This window comes from Candidatus Zixiibacteriota bacterium (assembly GCA_016933955.1).
Taxonomy (GTDB): Bacteria; Zixibacteria; MSB-5A5; order GN15; family PGXB01; genus JAFGTT01.
The window spans coordinates 13,171-31,023 of sequence record JAFGTT010000018.1; the positions used below are offsets into that span (position 1 = coordinate 13,171).

The window sequence follows — 17,853 nt, forward strand, 5'->3', positions numbered from 1 at the left end:
CAAAACCTCCAATGTTTGGTTGAATTTTTATATTTGACTACATTGTACAACCGAGCTCGTCCAGGCTGACATCGAGGGCATCAGCAAGTTTTACCAAATGCTTTAGAGTGGGTGTTTTGCCCTCTGGATGTCGGTTTAAATAGCGGCTTATGTTAGGCTGGTCGATGCCTGATTTTCTTGATAATTCTGGCTGATTCAAACCTTTTTCATCCATCAGCCGCCGGAGATTCTCAGATAATTTAATCTCAAATTTCATTTCTTATCTAATTTATCCGCCTTTACGCCTATGGCTATCAGGCATATAATTCCGATGCCCACGAAAAATATTTTGAGTAGAGTAGTGCCCAATCCTCCGGAAGGAGATTCTATGATTTGTGGGGCGAAAACTACTCCGGCCGCGAAATAGGCGGATGCCATAAAAATAGCCAGGGCGATAATTTCACCGGATTGGTTATTATTTTTGGACATAAAAAGGCTCTCCGTAGTTCTATATCAGAATAATCCTTTCCCCAAATAGTAGGCCGCCGCTATTACCATGATGACGACTCCCCAGACGAGCTGGATTTTCAGCCAGCGAGGAAGATTATTCATCCTTTCCCTTGTCTTTGGTCTTTTTTTTCAAACCGAGCAGGATTTCATCGACGGCTTTTTTCCGCCAGTCATCCTCGGGCAGGCTCAGATAAAGATCGAGGAATTCTTTGGCCTGAGGGTCAATTTCAATTCCGCCGGCGGTTTTTTTTTCAATGTCTTTCAGCCGCTCAATACCGGTTAATTCATAGAGGGTGACTCTGAAATAATCTGCATATTTAACCAGGATATCGATTCCGGGATAGCGGGTTCCTCCCAAATGACATGCTATTGTCGATTGCGGAATCCCGGTAATTCGGGAAATTTCCTCCTGAGTTATGCCCCGCTGATCTTTCAAGTTAGTCAAATTTCGGGCAAAAATCTGAATATGGTCAGGTCGCACAAACATAAATGTAACACAGTCTTACATGAAAACGCAAGATTTATTTCATATAAATAATAATTTTCCGCTTGACAAAATATTGCATTTCAATTTAAATACCAATGATTTGTTTCAAATTTCCAATTACCAGGAAATCGATAGAAGATATTACAATAATGCCTTTATTTCCAGATATAAAATAAAAAATCGGGAATAACTCAAAACCGGTTATTGATCGGCGGGCCTTAGAATCACGGCCTGTCCATCGTGGCCGTTAATTATGACTTCCAGGGGACGAGCCAAACGAACATGGCGTAGATTCCCGGTTTCCTGACTGACCGGCAGGGATTCCAGCCAGTTCCAGTCAATGAAATTCAATTCGTTAGTCCGGTTAACGGTTAAATACCCGATCTGAAAGGAAATCAGATTCTGGAAAAAATGGGTTCCGAATGAAGGTGTGACCGAGAAATCGCCATAAGCCGCTTCGATTATGACCCGGGCCGAGGAAATCTGGTCCCATTTGGCCGGTATTCCCAGCCACCGGTCGGCGGTACCCCATCGCCCCGGGCCAATCAGAAGGTACGGCCGTTGACCGGCTTTCATCAATTCATTGAAGCGCCCGACCTCGACGGCCATCTCGCTCATCCGGGCCCGGTCGAAAGTGTCGGGTCGGACGTATATAATATCCTGAATGTCATTGATGCGACCATGGCTCAAACAATCATCGCTCCGGCAAATAATCCTGTCATGATCGAGATCGGTCAGGGAGATACTCTCATGGGCGGCCTCAACGGCCATCGGGCGAATCTGAAGAAATCCGAATTCATCCGGTATTTTGGAATCGGCATGGAGTTCAGCGGCGAATTCGATCTCAACCGGGAAATTCATCCCGTTGCTCCCCAGACGGAGAAGAAACCTGATGATCTCATCGAGAGGGAAAATCCGGTTTTTCAGGATTGGGGCAAAGGTCACCAGTTTCACCCCTTTCCGGTTAATGCCGTCGTACACCCGGTCATTTTCCCGGGAATAGGTCGAGCCGACAAATCCCATGGATCCATCCTCAACTGCCCGATCGATCTTGAACTGCATCAACCCGCTGCCGCCGTCGGGTGAAGGATGGACCGCGGGATTACTCATGTCAATGGCGAAGAAATCGTGCTGGGAGTTTTTAAAAAAGTCCTTGGTTGTCGAGAACTGCGGCAGAACCATGGGATTACTCGGTGAAAAATAAAGGCAATCGCCGCCTTCGACAATTGTTCGCCCCAGGCCAAGAGCGGCATAGGCAATACCTTCCTCCGGTTTAATATGCCCGATGGAATAGAAGTTGTATGATCGCGCAATTCCGGAAATCACCGGGTAGAAACTGCCGCGCCGGAGACTTCCAACCACCTTTTGAAGGATAACCGCCATTTTCTCTTCCTCGACCCGGTTGCCGGTAGTCTCGATATAATTCTTTGATTTTTTAAAGAAGGTCGAGGCATAGATGTACTTAATAGCTTCCTCGAGCCGGCTAAGCCGTCCCCCCAGAGTCCGATGCCGGTTGGGGAGCATGTGAGTTTCATAAATTCCGGCGAAGGGCTGATAGTGCGAATCCTCCAGAAGTGATGACGACCTGACCGCGAGTGGATATTTAATCACCTCGAGGATGGCCTTCAGGTCATCCGAGGTTTCTTTGGGGAGCTTACCGTTGACAAAGGCGGCAGCGATTTCATCATCGGAGTGATCGCCCAGGGCGAATTTAAGCAGGTTGTTTTTTTCGAGAAATTTGTCGAAGACCGAGGTTCCGACAATAAATGAAGGGGGGACGGTTATCCTGACTCCCTCGAAAATATCATAGACATTGTATCGCCGCAGAAGACGGTTGATAAAAGCCAGACCCCGCCCTTTACCTCCCAGTGAACCGTTACCGATTTTGACGAAATCGGTCTGGAGATCGAATTGGCGGCGGGAGAAATCAGAAACCATTCCCAGTTGTTTTTCATGGCGGAAAGTCCGGAAAGTATCCATGAGGTATTGTCTCATGCTGGCGATATCGTTAAATTCCGTGACTTTTCTGGGGCGCAGGCGAACGGCCAGGTCGAATTCCGTCCGGGCCATCAGCCAGTTGGAAAAATGATTGCGGTTACCGTGATGAATCAGCGACTCCTCCGGAACGGTTTCGAGGCACCGTTCCATTTCGTGATAATTTTCGGCCCGGTCCACCTCGGTCCCGTCGGTCAGTCTGAAAACAAAATCGCCGAATCCGAAATTTAGCATGATAAAATTACGCAAGTCGGTTAACAGAGTCCGGGCATTCTTATAAAGAAAAGCCACCTTTTTTTCGCGGGCCATCTCGGCGTACTTTCGATTGGATGACTGCAACAGGATAGGCAGATCGGGGATTTCTTTTTTAATGGCCTCGGCCAGTTTCAGCCCGGCCTCTTTGTCCATGATATCGTTTCGAAAAAAGCTGACATCGGAGATAATTCCCAGGAGAAACTGACGATATTTTTTAAACAACTGCCAGCCTTCTTCGAATGTTTCGGCCAGCAGGATTTTCGGCCGCGCTCTCATGCGCAGTAATTTATCGGGCTTATTCAGGCTCTCCGACATCAGGGCCTGGGTTTGTTCGACGATTTCGGTGTAGATTAACGGCAGATAGGCAGAATAAAACCGGACCGAATCCTCGATCAGGATAATAACCCGGACTCCGACCAACCGGGTGTCGTTGTCGACATTTTTTCTATCTTCAACGAATTTGGCAATTGCCAGAAGGATATCGGACTCGCCGTTCCAGATGAAAGCTTTATCGATGGCGCGTTCGTAATTGGGATCCTGCCTGATAGCCAGTTCACGGGGATTGAAGGCCAGCAGAACGATCGGGATATCAGGGTCGATTTCCTTGGCCCTGAGACCGAAAGAGATGATATTGATGTCACTCAGCTTACGGAAGACCATGATCAGGTCGAACTTTTTTTGTTCCAGGAGCCGGAGCGCTTCCTCGCCGCTCGAAACCCGTTTGATCTGCGGAGCAAAAGTGAGATTATGTTCGGCGTATTCACTCGAAATCAGCTGGGCGATCTGGCCGTCTTCTTCGAGAATGAATGAATCGTAAAGACTGGAGACCAGGAGAATATCCTTGACCCGGTACTGCATCAAAGAATCGAATCGGGCGAATCCCGATTCGTAGTCCTTGGGATCTATGACAGGTTTCCGGATCATATGAAACAACTACGATAGATCGGCCGATTCCCATGATGAAATCAGGATATTGGGAATTACTCTCCGATCGGTGAAAAAAGACATGGTGGGACAGCCGGGCTGTCCCACCATGTCGGGAAATTATCTATAACTGGTTTAGAAAGTATCTTACACCACACCCTGGTCGAGCATGGCATCGGCGACTTTGACAAAACCGGCGATATTGGCACCGACAACATAGTTGCCGGGATGCCCGTATTCCTCGGATGTATTTTTACAGGCCGAGTGAATCGATTTCATGATCGAATGCAACCGGTTGTCGACTTCCTCGCGAGTCCAGTTCAGGCGCATGCTGTTCTGGGACATTTCCAGACCGGAGACTGCGACACCGCCGGCGTTGGCCGCCTTACCCGGGCCATAAAGTATTTTAGCCTGAATAAATTTATCGACCGCATCCGGGGTGCTGGGCATATTGGCGCCTTCAGCCACGCACTTACACCCGTTTTTAAGAAGGGTTTCCGCGTCTTTACCGTTGACTTCGTTCTGAGTGGCGCAGGGCAGAGCCACATCGACCGGTACGTTCCAAACGCCGGCTCCCTCGAAATATTTGGCTGATTTGTACTTGTCGGCGTATTCCTTGATCCGACCGCGTTTGATGTTTTTCAGATCCATGACGAATTTGAGTTTTTCGGGAGAAATGCCTTCGTCATCGACAATATAGCCGCTGGAGTCGGAGAGAGTAACCACTTTGCCGCCGAGCTGATTTACTTTTTCAACGGCAAACTGGGCGACGTTTCCGGAACCGGAGACAGCCACCTTCTTGCCTTTGAATGATTCGCCTTTGGTCTTGAGTGCTTCTTCGGCGAAATAGACCGTTCCATAACCGGTGGCCTCCGGGCGAATAAGACTGCCGCCCCAGTTGATACCTTTACCGGTCAGGACACCTTCGAATGCATCGCGGATTCGTTTGTACTGTCCGAACATGAAACCAATCTCACGACCGCCGACACCGATATCACCTGCCGGAACATCGGTATTGGGACCGATATGCCGGAACAGTTCCGTCATGAAGCTCTGGGTAAAACGCATCACTTCAAGATCCGATTTCCCCTTGGGATCGAAATCCGATCCGCCCTTGCCGCCACCCATAGGGAGCGTCGTCAGGGAGTTTTTGAAAACCTGTTCGAATCCGAGGAATTTGAGGATACCGAGGTTGACACTCGGGTGAAAACGCAGACCGCCTTTGTACGGACCGATAGCGCTGTTGAATTCAACTCGGAAACCGCGATTGACCTGGACCTGACCGCTGTCATCGACCCAGGGGACACGAAACATGATAACACGTTCCGGTTCAACAATACGCTCGACAATTTTGGCTTCCACATATTCGGGGTGTTTGTCGAGAACCGGCTCGAGGGATTCGAGAACTTCCTGCACTGCCTGATGGAATTCTGGTTCGGCCGGATTTTTAGCCTTAACCATGTCCATAACGGACATCAGATACTGGTTCATTTTCAACTCCTTGCTATAAAAAAAACTACACCAGTTTGATAAAAATTTCACAAACGTCAGGAATTTAGAAAATTTTGGGCGAATGTCAATAGCCTTTCATCAAATTTCCCCGATATTTATGCTTGACATGAACAATCGAAGGGATTACTTTCCCGACTCACTTAATCTGATAAAAAATATGAGAATTTTGCCACCGGCGGATAATTATCAGGACGGTCCGGGGGCCGTTATTTCAATTTACACCCACAATCTAAAGGAGGAATTATGAGAAGTTATCGCACTAATTTCAGGAGTGCCGGATTATTATTTCTGGCGATTATGATTATGGGGTGGTTCGGCCCCGGGGTTCGGGCCGATCAGTCAGGCTCATGTCCGGTCCGTTTTGCTATTCTCGGGGATCGCACGGGTAGCCATATAGAGGGAATCCATGAGCAGGTGATCGCCGAGGTTGTCCGGATGCGTCCGGATTTCGTTATAACGGTCGGCGATGAGGTCGAGGGGTATGTCGATGATTCAGCCAGAATCATAGCTGAAAAGGAGGAATACAATACCATTATCAGTCCTCTGACCATGCCGTTCTATCATGTGCCCGGTAACCATGATATCTGGTCAGACCTGTCCGAAAAAATGTATCGCGAAATAATTGGTCCGCCTTATTATTCATTCAACCGGCAGGGTTTGCATATCGTGGTTCTCAATTACGGGCTGGCCGAAGTCAATGATTCTTTCCCGGCCGAACAGCTTACCTGGCTTGAAAATGATTTGAAGGCAAATCAGCAGGCCGATTATACTCTGGTCTTTTTCCACAAACCGTTCTGGCACGAGTATACTGCCAGGGGGAAAGCCCATCCGCTTCATGACCTGTTCGTGAAATACGGTGTCAATGCCGCTTTTTCAGGGCACTATCATGAATATTTCGCGGCCAATTACGATGGTGTCATGTATACCAATGTCGGCAGTTCCGGGGCCGATACCGATCCCGATCCGACCGGCCTGGAGTACCACTTTATGTGGGTGACAGTTGACAGCACCGGAATTCACCCGGTCCCGATCAAGATGGGAGCTGTCCTGCCATGGGACCAGGTGACCGTGGCGGATCGACAGATCTATAATCCATTGCGGACATCGGGCTTGGAATTCAAAGGACAACTTCCGATTGGTGAGGATTTAAAAGCAATTCCATCCCCGGTGGATATAATTCTGAAAAATTCCTTCTCCCGATTCGCGCTTGATGATACGCTGCGCTGGGAAACTACCGACGGGTGGAAAATAACTCCGGAGATCATGCCGGTAACGGCGGCGGCCGGGATTGACGGTGATTTCGAATTTACGGCTGAATGCACCGGGCCGCTTTTCCCCTTGCCGGGAGTAGCGGTTAATTTCAATTATGCGGCCGACAAGAAGGTGAAAGTCTCCAAGACCCTTACGGTGGCCCGCCAGGCGGAATGTTTGCCGGCCGGAAAAAAACCGAAAATCGACGGCGACATCAAAGAAAAATGCTGGGAATCTCCCCAAACGGTGTTGTTTAATTACGATGGTTCGGATATGACTCTGGAACCAACCAAATTTTTCTTCGCTTACGACAAGGATAATCTTTATGTGGCCGCTTACTGCGCCGAAAGCACCCCAGATTCCATTCGATCCCTGGCCGACAAGCATGACGGGCCGGTGTATGCCGATGATTGTGTCGGGTATTTTCTGGAACCGTCTTTTGGAAGTGACAGCCTTTTTCAGATTTATTTCAATTCCGACGGAGTGGTTTATGACGCCAATTACTGGATCGGCGAAGATGGCTGGCTTGACGGCAGCCGCGAGTGGAATGGCCAGTATGAAGTCAAGACCAACAAGGGTAACGGGTATTGGTCAATTGAAGCCCGGATTCCCCTGAAACAGTTCGGATTGAAGATGGAATCGGGCAAGAAAATGCGTCTCAATTTCCGGCGCAAACAGCAGCATCTGAATGCTGTGGCTGACTGGCAGGTGCCGCTTGAATACGAGGCCAATACCTTCGGCCATCTGATCATGAAATAGATTTTATCTGTATATCATTGAACCCGGCCGGGGAATTTACGCGGCCGGGTTCGGTTTCCCGACAAAGTCACCGACTCTCCTCAAAACTATCTGACGAAGGTTGCCGGATGGCATGTTGATTCTTATATTGAATAGATGGCTTTTACCGATTTCTTGAATCTGTTTCACCTGCCTGTATTCGGCTGGGTGCTGGTCGAAGTATCGTCGCGATGCACCGCCTTATGTACCTACTGCCCGCATACAGTCTTCAAAGATATCTGGGAAGACCGTTTGATGGACCTCGATACCTTCCGGCGGCTGGTCCCGGTATTCAAAAAAAGCGGGCTGGTTTATCTCCAGGGGTGGGGCGAACCGTTTCTTAATCCGCACTTTTTCGATATGGTCAATATCGCCCGCGAGTGCGGCTGCCGGGTCGGCACTTCGACCAACGGCATGCTTCTCGACGATTCGAAAATATTGCGGATTATCGACAGCGGGCTCGATCTGTTAGCGTTTTCCCTGGCCGGGACCGGGGCAAGTAATGATAATTTACGCAGGGGAACAGAGCTGAAAAAAATAATCGAAGTTATCGGAAAGATAAACGCGCGTAAGAAAGAAACCGGATCGGTCAAACCGGATATTCATATTGCCTATCTTCTGCTGAAATCGAGACTGGACGAGGTCGAACACCTGCCGGAGTTGATCGATAATCTCGGAATCAGCCAGGTAGTGATCAGCACTCTCGATTTTATCCCAGATGAAAAATTGGCTCTGGAAACCATCGCGCCGCAAAACAGGGTCGAATACGATGCAATAAAAATCCGGCTGGATCGGGTGGTAATGGAGGCCGCGAGGATGGGAACCAGCATTTTTTATAATCTCTATAATCCGGATCATACCCGTCAATTCTGCACCGAAAATATCCAACATTCGATGTTTGTAGCCTCGGATGGTACCGTCTCACCCTGTGTGTTTCTGAATTTGCCCATGACCCGACCGGTTCTTGAAAATAAACGGGGTGAAACTATCTACCGCCGGGTGGAATTCGGTAATATCCACTCCCGTTCGCCGGTGGCAATCTGGAACAGCCGCGAATACGGGCGATTTCGCAGGGGTTTCATGACCGGGAAGCCGGACCAATTCTGTCGGGCTTGTCCAAAAATGCGTATCGGCTGATATTATTTTCCTCCCATTATCTCTGCAACACCTCTTGCAATTTAACGTAATATTAACATATTAGAAAATCGTCAAGGTTTGGAAATTAATTGATTAACCACTTCTGACAGGGAGATGTAAATGACCTCCAGCAAAACCATCAAATCGCTAACGCTTCTTGCATCACTTCTACTCGCCGTGATGGCTTTCGGGCCGGTTCTGGCGCAGGTCGATGAGGCTCCCACCCGGGACCAGATCGAAGATAAGTATAAATGGGATTTACGGGATTTTTACCCGTCCGATGAGGCCTGGGAAGATGCCTTCAAGGCGCTTGAAGCCCGGATACCCGATATGGAGAAATATAAGGGCAAGCTCGGTTCCGGCGATGAAATTCTCTATGAATGTCTGAATATGTCGGATTCGATGAGTATTCTGGCCCACCGCCTGTATGTTTATGCCAATTTGAAACAGGATGAGGATAACCGGGTCGGCAAGTACCAGGAGATGAGCGACCGTATCCGCCAGCTTTATTCCTCGCTCTCCCAGGCGACCTCGTATATCGAGCCGGAAATCCTGACCATCCCGTATGAAAAAGTCGAAAAATTCATGGCCAAAAACCCGAAACTGGCTATTTATCGTTTTTATTTGGAAGACATGTTCCGCCGCCAGGCCCATGTTTTGTCCGCGAAGGAAGAGAATATCCTGGCTCTGGCCGGGCCGGCCACATCCGGGCCGGGGAAGATTTTCCGTATGATGGATGATGCCGATATCAAGTTCGGAAATGTAATTGACGAGGACGGTAACGAGATCGAGCTGACGCGCGGCCGCTATTCACTGCTTCTGCAATCGTCCAACCGCGAGGTCCGCCGCCAGGCCAGCGAAACCTATAACGACGCCTATAAGGGGTATATCAACACTCTCGGCGCCACCCTGGCCAGTTCCGTGGACGGCGATTTGTTTTACACCAAAGCTCGCGGTTATAACAACTGCCTGGACCGGTCGCTGGACGGCAACAATATCCCGATCTCGGTTTTTTATAATCTGATCGAAACGGTCAGCAACAATCTGGAACCGCTTCACAAGTACACCGCCCTGCGCAAAAAAGCTCTCGGGGTGGATACCCTGTTCGGGTTCGATATGTATGTTCCTCTGGTCGAGGATGTCAAAAAGGAATACACGGTCGAGGAAGCCCGCGGATTGGTTCTGGAGGCTCTTAAACCGCTCGGCAAGGAATACCTGAGCAACCTGGAGATGGGCCTGGATTCGCGCTGGGTCGATTTTTATGAAACCCAGGGGAAAGGTTCCGGCGGTTACAGCTGGGGGACCTATTCAGTTCACCCGGTGGTCCTGCTGAATTTCACCGGCTCGCTGGATAATGTTTTCACGCTGGCTCATGAGATGGGCCATGCCATGCATTCCTATTACACCAACGCCAACGAACCGTATGTGTATGCCGGGCATTCACTGTTCACGGCCGAGGTGGCCTCGACCTGCAACGAAGCCCTGATGATAAAATATATGCTCGACCGGGCCAAAGACCGCAATGAGAAGCTATACCTGCTCAATTACTATATCGATCAAATTATCGGGACATTCTATGTCCAGGTCTTTTTCTCGGAGTTCGAGTTGAAGATTCACGAAATCGTGGAAAACGGCGGGGCACTGTCGCCGGACAAAATGCGCGAGATTTACCGCGAGATTTACCAGAAATATTACGGGTCGGACTACTTTATTCCCGAGGGGCGCGATCTGGGGTGTCTCAGGATCGGGCATTTTTACCGGATGTATTATGTTTACCAGTATGCCACCAGTTACGCCGCCTCGCAGATGCTTTCGAGGATGATTATGGAGGGTAAGCCGGGAGCCCAGCAAGCGTACCTGGATTTTGTCAAAACCGGAACTTCCGCATACCCGATTGATATTCTCAAACGGGCCGGGATCGATATGACCACTTCGACCCCGGTGGAATATACTCTTAAGATTTTCTCGGAACTGGTGGATCAGTTCGAGGCATTGCTTCTTGAGGGGAAATAGGGCGGAAACGGGAAGTGATATTACACGGCCGGGGATCGGGCATGATCCCCGGCTTTTTTCATAAAATCCTCGCGGGGCTGGACAATCGGGGCGTAATTTGTTATATATCGACTTGAAATAACTTTTAAACCCATCCTTACAGGAGTTTTTATGAGGTTGTTCGTTGTATTCTTATCGGTGTTGTTTTTGATGGGCATGGTGGCCTGCGCCGATAACCAGAAGACCAAGGATGAACCGGTCAAGGAAGCGACCGAAAAAATCGAAGCCGTTCAGCCGGACAGCGGAGCGGCTGGAATGGAGACGGAAATGGCTGAAGCCGACACCGTTACAACCGAATCAGGGCTGAAGTATATCGACCTCAAGGTGGGCGAAGGCGCCTCGCCGAAGAAGGGCGACAAGGTTAAGGTTCATTACACCGGCTGGCTGTTGGACGGCAAGAAGTTCGACAGCTCGGTGGACCGCGGTCAGCCGTTCGTTTTCTCGATCGGAATGGGCCAGGTTATCAAGGGCTGGGATGAAGGCGTTATGAGCATGAAGACCGGCGGCAAACGCCGTCTGATTATCCCGCCCGAACTCGGTTACGGGGCGCGCGGGGCCGGCGGGGTGATTCCGCCCAACGCCACTCTGGTTTTCGATGTCGAGTTACTGGGCCTGAACTGACCTCCGGTGTAAAAAACCGGTTGACTTTGGGTCGCATTTTTATATTATAGGGTCTTGTTTGTGGCGGGGGTGTAGCTCAGTGGTAGAGCATCTGCCTTTTAAGCAGAGGGTCGATGGTTCGATCCCATCCACCCTCACCATAAAAAAACAGACGAGAATGCGCCATTAGCTCAGTTGGTAGAGCAGCTGACTCTTAATCAGCGGGTCCGGGGTTCGAGTCCCTGATGGCGTATTTTTTATTGTTTTCTTATAAAAGATAATCTTGAAATTGAAGAGAAGATTTGTTTAGGCATGAGTTATTGCCTTGATGGCTTTTACCAACCCGTTTGGTGGATTACATTGTTGCGTAGATGAAATAGTCAGGAGCGCGGGGCTCCTGACCTACCAAGACTATTAAAGGTGAATATCTATTTCATCGCTTTCTGCAAAATCTGGAAAAATGCGATAGCATTTAAAACGCCATTCATTTTCTTTTATTTTACCTACAACGAAAATCGCTCCATAGGGTACTTTTTTATCCTTTAAAACACTTTTTAATTCATTGATATCAAACACAATATTGTTTTCAATGTTAATTATTAGGCAAATGGATGTATCTGTAGAAACCAGTAGTTTTTTGCTTAATATTTCTTTAAGAGCAGTAATTGCACTTCTATTGCCAAATGCTGGTACTCGCGTAATTTGGCATTTACTTAAATATGTTCTTGATGAATCCCCAATACATATATCTATATCATCATCTGCAATTAGACTTTTATCTTTCAGGAGTCCAATAAGTGAAATCGAATTAATTTGATCCGGATTTCTGTTGGTCTTTTTTAAAGGAAAACCTACCAGCGTATCAATTCCGTCTAAATCATTTATCATTTGAGATACTATAACACCAGCAAATAACTCCATGTATTTCTTATTGTCAAACAAATCTCGGTTTTGAAAACCAACGATTAAAATATCTTGCCGCTTATAATATATAACATTCATGCCACCGATTTGATCCAAAATATAACTCCCTAGTAATAATACAAGTTATGGTTAATACTGCATTTTATTAAATATATCCATTCGGTTAAAGTTATAATTAGTATTAAATAAGTCTCACCGGCAGTCCGGTGCGGGGCCGGATTTGTACAGGTAATTTATCAGATATGTGCCGTCAAGGATATTGATCTCGCCACTCCCGTTGACATCAGCCGCCCACATCGACGGCGGCGGCGGACCATCACGATACAGATAATTAATCAGATAAGTCACATCGAGAATATTAATCGCGCCATTGCCGTTAACATCGCCGCATATAACCCCCGGACCGGAGGAGAGATTGAACAGCACCGAGATATTATCATAATAGTAATTGCCGACCGCCAGATCGAGATCGCCGTCGTTGTCCAGATCCGAGGCGCAGGACGAGGCGGGAGTGTCGCCGGTGCCGTATTTGACCGGCTCGGCGAAAACGGCGGCGCTGTTGTTGGCATAGAAGGCGGCATGGAAACCATCCCAGCAGGTGACGATCAGATCGTTGTCGTTATCGCCATCGAAATCTGCCCCGGTGAGAAACCAGGGATAGAAGTCGGTCTGGTAGATATTCGAAATATAGAAAGTTCCATCGCCGATATTGGGCAGGATCATCAGGTTGTCGGAGCCGTAATTGACCACGGCCAGATCGAGATATTTGTCATCATCAAAATCCATACAGACCAAACCGAACGGATTATAGCCGACAGTGTAATTCACCGGCGGCCCGAAGGTCCCATCGCCGAGATTGGAAATGACTGAGACCGCATCGGAAAACCAGCAGGCGACCACCAGGTCGAGATCACCATCCTCGTCGATATCACCCACAGCCGAACATCCGGGACCATCGCCGACATCATAGCGAACGCCCGGCTGAAAAGTGCCGTCGCCGTTGCCCAAATAGATGGCGATTTTGGCGGAATCATAGCATGACACCGCCAGATCATCATGGCCATCGTGGTTGAAATCGGCAGTCGTGATGAAATTCGGCTGACCGGGAGTATAGAGTTGAAAAGCATCGATAAATCCGCCGGAACCATCGCCGAATATGACCGTGACCGAATCGGCGCGGTAGGCGGGGATAGCCAGATCGAGACGGGTGTCGTGGTCATAATCGGATATGGCCAGGCAGGCGGGGCCGTTGCCGGCCGGGTAATAGACCGGGGCGGCAAATGAGCCGCTGTCGATATTTTGCAGATACGAGATATCGTTACTTGACTGGTTGGCGGTCACCAGGTCGTTGTCACCATCGGCATCGAAATCACCGGATGCGATATAAAGCGGGTATCCGCCGACCGGGTATATCGGCGGCTGATTGAACAGCCCGGCGCCGGTATTACGGTACACCGAAAGATCATTGGTCCGCTCGTTGACATTGGCCAGATCGCAGTCGCCGTCGCCGTCAAAGTCGGCGGCGCAGGCGCCGAAGGGTTCCAGGCCGACATAGTAATCGACGGCCGAATCGAAATCCCCGTCACCGCGGTTGATCAAAATCGAGATTTTGTTGGTGGTCCGGTTGGTGACAGCCAGATCGAGATCATCATCCAGATCGAAATCGGCGGCGAAGACGGAGGTCGGTTTTTCGCCGGTAAAATAACTGACCGGGGATTTGAATGTCCAGTCGCCATTGTTGAACAGTACCAGGATATCATCGGAGCCGTAATTCCCCACCACCAGATCGGGGAACCGGTCGCCATTGAGATCGGCGGCGCAAAGATCGGTGGGGTAAAAACCGGCCGAAACATCGACAGCGTAATAAAACGAACCGGTGCCGTCATTATCCAGTAGAGTGATATCCATGGTGTACTGGTTGATTACGGCCAAATCGAAATCGGTATCGTTATCGAGATCGGCGGAGACGATATCGAGCGGGTTATCGCCGACCTGGTAGCCGGCGAGGGCGGCGAAAGTGCCATCGCCATTATTGAACATAACCCAGGCGCTGTCGCGGTACTGATCGGCAGTGGCCAGATCGTTGTCACCGTCGCCATCGAAATCGGCCGCCGTCACCGCCAGCGGAACACCTCCGGCGGGATAATTGACCGGGCTCTGGAAGGTGGCATCGCCATTATTCAAAAGGACACTGAGTTGGCCGTAATAGCAGTCATCGGCGACAATATCGAAATCGGTGTCGCCATCGAGATCGGCCGCAATGATGGAGTGACCGCCATCGCCGATGTAGTACACCCCGGCCCGGATAAAAGTGCCGTCGCCGTTATTCAGGAAGATGGTGACATTGGAATAACCGATGGACATGGTATTAAGCGCCGATACCGCCAGGTCCTGATCACCGTCGCCATCGAAATCGGCCGCGACGGCATCGCGGGGAGCCGCAGTGCCGATGTCATAATCGATCCGGCTGTCGAAAAGCGGTTCGAATGAAAAGGCGCTGGCGGATAAGATGATAATTAATACAGGTAGAAAGAACTTCGCTAAGCAGTTGCGCATATGTCACCCCCAGGGTCACTGGTTTGGCGGTTCCGGCGATGAGTATCAGGGCGGCGGATTTCGATAACCCCATGGTTATCATATAAAATATAATCTGATTTCGATTTTTGTCAATATCGGAATGAGATTACGGCTTTTGCGGTCTTAAACCGGGTAATTATTCACCCTGAATTTGCTCCAGCAGTTGCACGGCGTTTTCGTTTTCGGGATTCAATTCCAGGGATTTTTCGTAATTTTCAATAGCCCGAGTGGTGTCACCTTTAGCCAGAAACGCCTCGCCCATGCTGTCGTAAACATTGGCCGATTCGGGGTAGGCCTCGATATTAAGCTCGAAAACGGCAATAGCCTCATCGATCATCCCGCGCCGAAGAAGCTGATAACCCAGAATATTCAGCTGATTTTCCTCGAAGTCATAGCGACCGGGATAATTGCGGCTGAGATAACGATAAACCCTGACGGCTTCATCGATACCTTTTTCCACCAGCGCCCGGCTGACCGGGTCGCAGATGGAGGTGTAGCCGGGAGTGGCATCACGGTGAAGACTTTCGTAAACCGTTTGAAGCCACTGATCATTGGACACAAATGGATATTTATTCCAGTCGGACCATCGGCTCAGAACCGAATCGACAATCATCTGTTCGGCGGTGCGGCCCCGGGCCATTTCACTCCGAATCACCCGGATGCTTTCCTTGAGAGTGTCGTTGTACTGGAGCAGTTCGTTTTTGGTGAAATTGCCGCCATGCCCCGGAATATATATGGCATCATCGGGCATCATGGCCGCGATCCGGTCAATGGTCCGGGTATAATTGACCACATTCCCGCCTGAGGTAATGTCGATATAGGGGAAACCCTCGGCGAAAAACAGGTCGCCCATGCAGATTGTTTTGTAGTCCGGCAGGTAAACGATTATATCGCCATCGGTGTGATTGTCGGGGAAATAAATTAGTTTCAGGGTCTGGTCATTGAAATAGATGGTCATGGTATCACTGAAGGTGATTTCCGGCAGGCCCTCGGTCAGGTAGGGCGGGAGATGATAAAACTGGCCGCCGATCCTCAGGCGCGCTTTATCATGGGCGACGATGATTATGTCATCGGGGAAATTCCGGTTGCCGCCGGTATGATCGGCATGCATGTGGGTATTGATAATGTATTTCACCTCGCCGTCACTGATTTTGGCCAGGGATTCTTTGAGAACCTCGGTGGTGTTTCTCAGGCCGGATTCCACCAGCAGGATGCCCTCATTACCGGTTAAGGCGGTAACATTGATACGGAAAGCGCCGATACAGGTTATCCGGAAGAGATTATCATTGAGACGCGTGACCTCGGTGGCCGGTTCGGCTGCTTCATGCTGCGGCCGGACTTCCGGGGTAATCAAAATCAGGATAATACATAGCACGAATAATATATTCTTCATGATGGTAACCTCCGTTTAGCCGAGTTTATGCCATAACCGCAAAGCTGTCATGTCTTAAGTTCGGGATAGCCGGCATCGGGTAATTGTCTTTCCCGAAAAGTACAAAATCCTGATAAAAGGGTGCAACAAAAAAAGAGGAGGCCATCTCCTCCTCTTTTACCGGGTGAAAACCCGGACTCTATTTCAAAGTTGGAACCAATATCGTTAATTAAATTAGGTCGAAATAAGAGTTATGCTTGGATTTGGTTAAAACTACCGGAAAACCGCCTTATTCCTCCTGAATATTTTCCAGAAGGGTTTTGAAATACCGGGTGGTCGGGTCGGTCTCGACAGCCGCCTTATACATTGCCTCGGCCTGATCGCTATTACCCCGGGCCTCGCAAATTTGCCCGATAGTGGCCATAATCATAGCCCGAAATCTGTCTCCGGTGGCTCGTTGCAGGGCCTGACGGGCATATGTCTCGGCCTCGTCGAGATGGATTTTTCGCTCCAGGCACCACCTGGCAAAGGCGAAATATTTTTCGGGATCTTTCTGCCAGTCCGGTCCCAGGGAAGTTTGCTGGATGACAATCGCCCCGGCGGTGTCATGCCGGGCATAAAGCGCCTGATCCCCCCGGAAAAGATCGTAGGCCGCAATCGATTCCTCGGTTTGGGTAGCTCTGGTCAGATCAAGCCCTTTCTGGAGGTAGGGAATCAACCAATCGGTCGTATTTTTATCACGGGCCAGCCGCCCCAGGATTTTGATAGCCATTATTTTATCATTGCCAGAGATATTACCCGATACCAGGACGGAATCGGCCGAAGGCAGGACCTGATCGAACGGGATGGAATCTTTCCAGGCGGCATTGGCATAGTTTTTGAAAATATCAAAAGAAAAATCCTTTTTCTTTTCGCCCAACTGCCCGGCCCGCCGGTAATAATCAACCGCTTTGAGGTATTCCCCGATTTCGGAATTGTACCCGGCCAGGTACAGAGCCTCGGCATAATCGGGGTTTTTCTCAAAACGGGCGGCTCTTTGATTGATGGTGATCGGGTCGGCCAGGGCCTTGTTGAGGGTGGTGATGAAACGATGCGGGCCGTTGTAGCCGATCCAGCGGCTGATGACATCACCATCGATATTCACCAGAATAAAAACCGGATAGGTCGTTCCGACATTATACTGCCTGGCCAATTCGCCGCCTTCATCTCTTAGAACATCGAGCGGCAGATGCATCACTTTTGCCAGAGTCTGTTTCATCTGAGGATTCTGTCCGGCCTCCTGGTTGGCCTTTTCGCAGTATTCGCAATCCTCCCGATAGAATTCCATCAGGATCAGTTTGTTTTCTTTATGGGCCATGAATCGGGCCATTTTCAGAGTCCGGGGAGTCTGAGCCCATAAAATACTCTGCGCCGCCAGAAGTAAGAAAAGCGTTATTAAAAAAAATTTGAGAAGTCGGCCTGGTTTCATAAATAATATCCGGTTGGAATTTAATCAATTTGC

13 protein-coding genes and 2 tRNA genes are annotated in these 17,853 nt (G+C 49.4%); 6 read left to right on the plus strand and 9 right to left on the minus strand.

What is annotated here, in order from left to right:
• Window positions 1-37: 37 nt before the first annotated feature.
• From JXQ28_06230 to gdhA, 5 genes are all read right to left on the minus strand, one after another.
• Window positions 38-256: a helix-turn-helix transcriptional regulator gene (locus tag JXQ28_06230; GenBank protein MBN2277327.1), complete on the minus strand. Its 219-nt coding sequence runs from the start codon at window positions 254-256 to the stop codon at window positions 38-40.
• A complete protein-coding gene (locus JXQ28_06235; GenBank protein MBN2277328.1) occupies window positions 253-468 on the minus strand; it encodes a hypothetical protein in 216 nt (71 codons plus the stop codon). Before JXQ28_06235 ends, JXQ28_06230 begins: the two co-directional genes overlap by 4 nt.
• Before the next feature lie 115 nt (window positions 469-583).
• Window positions 584-934, minus strand: coding sequence for a helix-turn-helix transcriptional regulator (locus tag JXQ28_06240; GenBank protein MBN2277329.1), 351 nt, complete (start codon window positions 932-934; stop codon window positions 584-586).
• 243 nt (window positions 935-1,177) lie between these two features.
• Window positions 1,178-4,150: a histidine kinase gene (locus JXQ28_06245; protein ID MBN2277330.1), complete on the minus strand. Its 2,973-nt coding sequence runs from the start codon at window positions 4,148-4,150 to the stop codon at window positions 1,178-1,180.
• Between the two features lie 147 nt (window positions 4,151-4,297).
• Complete coding sequence (gene gdhA / locus JXQ28_06250; protein MBN2277331.1) at window positions 4,298-5,641, minus strand: NADP-specific glutamate dehydrogenase; 1,344 nt, start codon at window positions 5,639-5,641, stop codon at window positions 4,298-4,300.
• Between the two features lie 264 nt (window positions 5,642-5,905).
• Here gdhA and JXQ28_06255 point away from each other — a divergent pair, with 264 nt between their 5' ends.
• The 6 genes from JXQ28_06255 to JXQ28_06280 all read left to right on the plus strand — a co-directional run bounded on the left by JXQ28_06255 (window position 5,906) and on the right by JXQ28_06280 (window position 11,732).
• Entirely contained in the window at window positions 5,906-7,672 is a 1,767-nt protein-coding gene (locus JXQ28_06255; protein ID MBN2277332.1) for a metallophosphoesterase, read from the plus strand.
• Window positions 7,673-7,807: 135 nt separating this feature from the next.
• Window positions 7,808-8,827 carry an SPASM domain-containing protein gene (locus JXQ28_06260; GenBank protein MBN2277333.1) on the plus strand — a complete coding sequence of 340 codons (1,020 nt, stop codon included), beginning with the start codon at window positions 7,808-7,810 and terminating at the stop codon, window positions 8,825-8,827.
• 120 nt (window positions 8,828-8,947) lie between these two features.
• Window positions 8,948-10,840, plus strand: coding sequence for an oligoendopeptidase F (gene pepF / locus JXQ28_06265; GenBank protein MBN2277334.1), 1,893 nt, complete (start codon window positions 8,948-8,950; stop codon window positions 10,838-10,840).
• A gap of 150 nt (window positions 10,841-10,990) precedes the next feature.
• Complete coding sequence (locus tag JXQ28_06270) at window positions 10,991-11,500, plus strand: FKBP-type peptidyl-prolyl cis-trans isomerase (GenBank protein ID MBN2277335.1); 510 nt, start codon at window positions 10,991-10,993, stop codon at window positions 11,498-11,500.
• A gap of 65 nt (window positions 11,501-11,565) precedes the next feature.
• Window positions 11,566-11,640 (plus strand) — tRNA-Lys (locus tag JXQ28_06275).
• Between the two features lie 19 nt (window positions 11,641-11,659).
• Window positions 11,660-11,732: transfer RNA gene (locus JXQ28_06280), tRNA-Lys, on the plus strand.
• A 161-nt stretch (window positions 11,733-11,893) separates the two neighbouring features.
• Here JXQ28_06280 and JXQ28_06285 read toward each other — a convergent pair.
• The 4 genes from JXQ28_06285 to JXQ28_06300 all read right to left on the minus strand — a co-directional run bounded on the left by JXQ28_06285 (window position 11,894) and on the right by JXQ28_06300 (window position 17,820).
• A complete protein-coding gene (locus JXQ28_06285) occupies window positions 11,894-12,499 on the minus strand; it encodes a hypothetical protein (GenBank protein MBN2277336.1) in 606 nt (201 codons plus the stop codon).
• Window positions 12,500-12,595: 96 nt separating this feature from the next.
• Window positions 12,596-14,959: a VCBS repeat-containing protein gene (locus JXQ28_06290; GenBank protein ID MBN2277337.1), complete on the minus strand. Its 2,364-nt coding sequence runs from the start codon at window positions 14,957-14,959 to the stop codon at window positions 12,596-12,598.
• A gap of 157 nt (window positions 14,960-15,116) precedes the next feature.
• On the minus strand, window positions 15,117-16,373 hold the full coding sequence (locus JXQ28_06295) for an MBL fold metallo-hydrolase (GenBank protein MBN2277338.1): 1,257 nt from the start codon (window positions 16,371-16,373) through the stop codon (window positions 15,117-15,119).
• 268 nt (window positions 16,374-16,641) lie between these two features.
• Window positions 16,642-17,820, minus strand: a complete 1,179-nt coding sequence (locus tag JXQ28_06300) for a thioredoxin family protein (GenBank protein ID MBN2277339.1) — start codon at window positions 17,818-17,820, stop codon at window positions 16,642-16,644.
• Between the last annotated feature and the right edge of the window lie 33 nt (window positions 17,821-17,853).

Coding starts and splice junctions, on each gene's coding strand:
- JXQ28_06230 (MBN2277327.1), bottom strand. CDS start 256: ATGAAATTTGAGATTAAATTATCTGAGAATCTCCGGCGGCTGATGGAT.
- JXQ28_06235 (MBN2277328.1), bottom strand. CDS start 468: ATGTCCAAAAATAATAACCAATCCGGTGAAATTATCGCCCTGGCTATT.
- JXQ28_06245 (MBN2277330.1), bottom strand. CDS start 4,150: ATGATCCGGAAACCTGTCATAGATCCCAAGGACTACGAATCGGGATTC.
- gdhA (MBN2277331.1), bottom strand. CDS start 5,641: ATGAACCAGTATCTGATGTCCGTTATGGACATGGTTAAGGCTAAAAAT.
- JXQ28_06255 (MBN2277332.1), top strand. CDS start 5,906: ATGAGAAGTTATCGCACTAATTTCAGGAGTGCCGGATTATTATTTCTG.
- JXQ28_06260 (MBN2277333.1), top strand. CDS start 7,808: ATGGCTTTTACCGATTTCTTGAATCTGTTTCACCTGCCTGTATTCGGC.
- pepF (MBN2277334.1), top strand. CDS start 8,948: ATGACCTCCAGCAAAACCATCAAATCGCTAACGCTTCTTGCATCACTT.
- JXQ28_06270 (MBN2277335.1), top strand. CDS start 10,991: ATGAGGTTGTTCGTTGTATTCTTATCGGTGTTGTTTTTGATGGGCATG.
- JXQ28_06290 (MBN2277337.1), bottom strand. CDS start 14,959: ATGCGCAACTGCTTAGCGAAGTTCTTTCTACCTGTATTAATTATCATC.
- JXQ28_06295 (MBN2277338.1), bottom strand. CDS start 16,373: ATGAAGAATATATTATTCGTGCTATGTATTATCCTGATTTTGATTACC.
- JXQ28_06300 (MBN2277339.1), bottom strand. CDS start 17,820: ATGAAACCAGGCCGACTTCTCAAATTTTTTTTAATAACGCTTTTCTTA.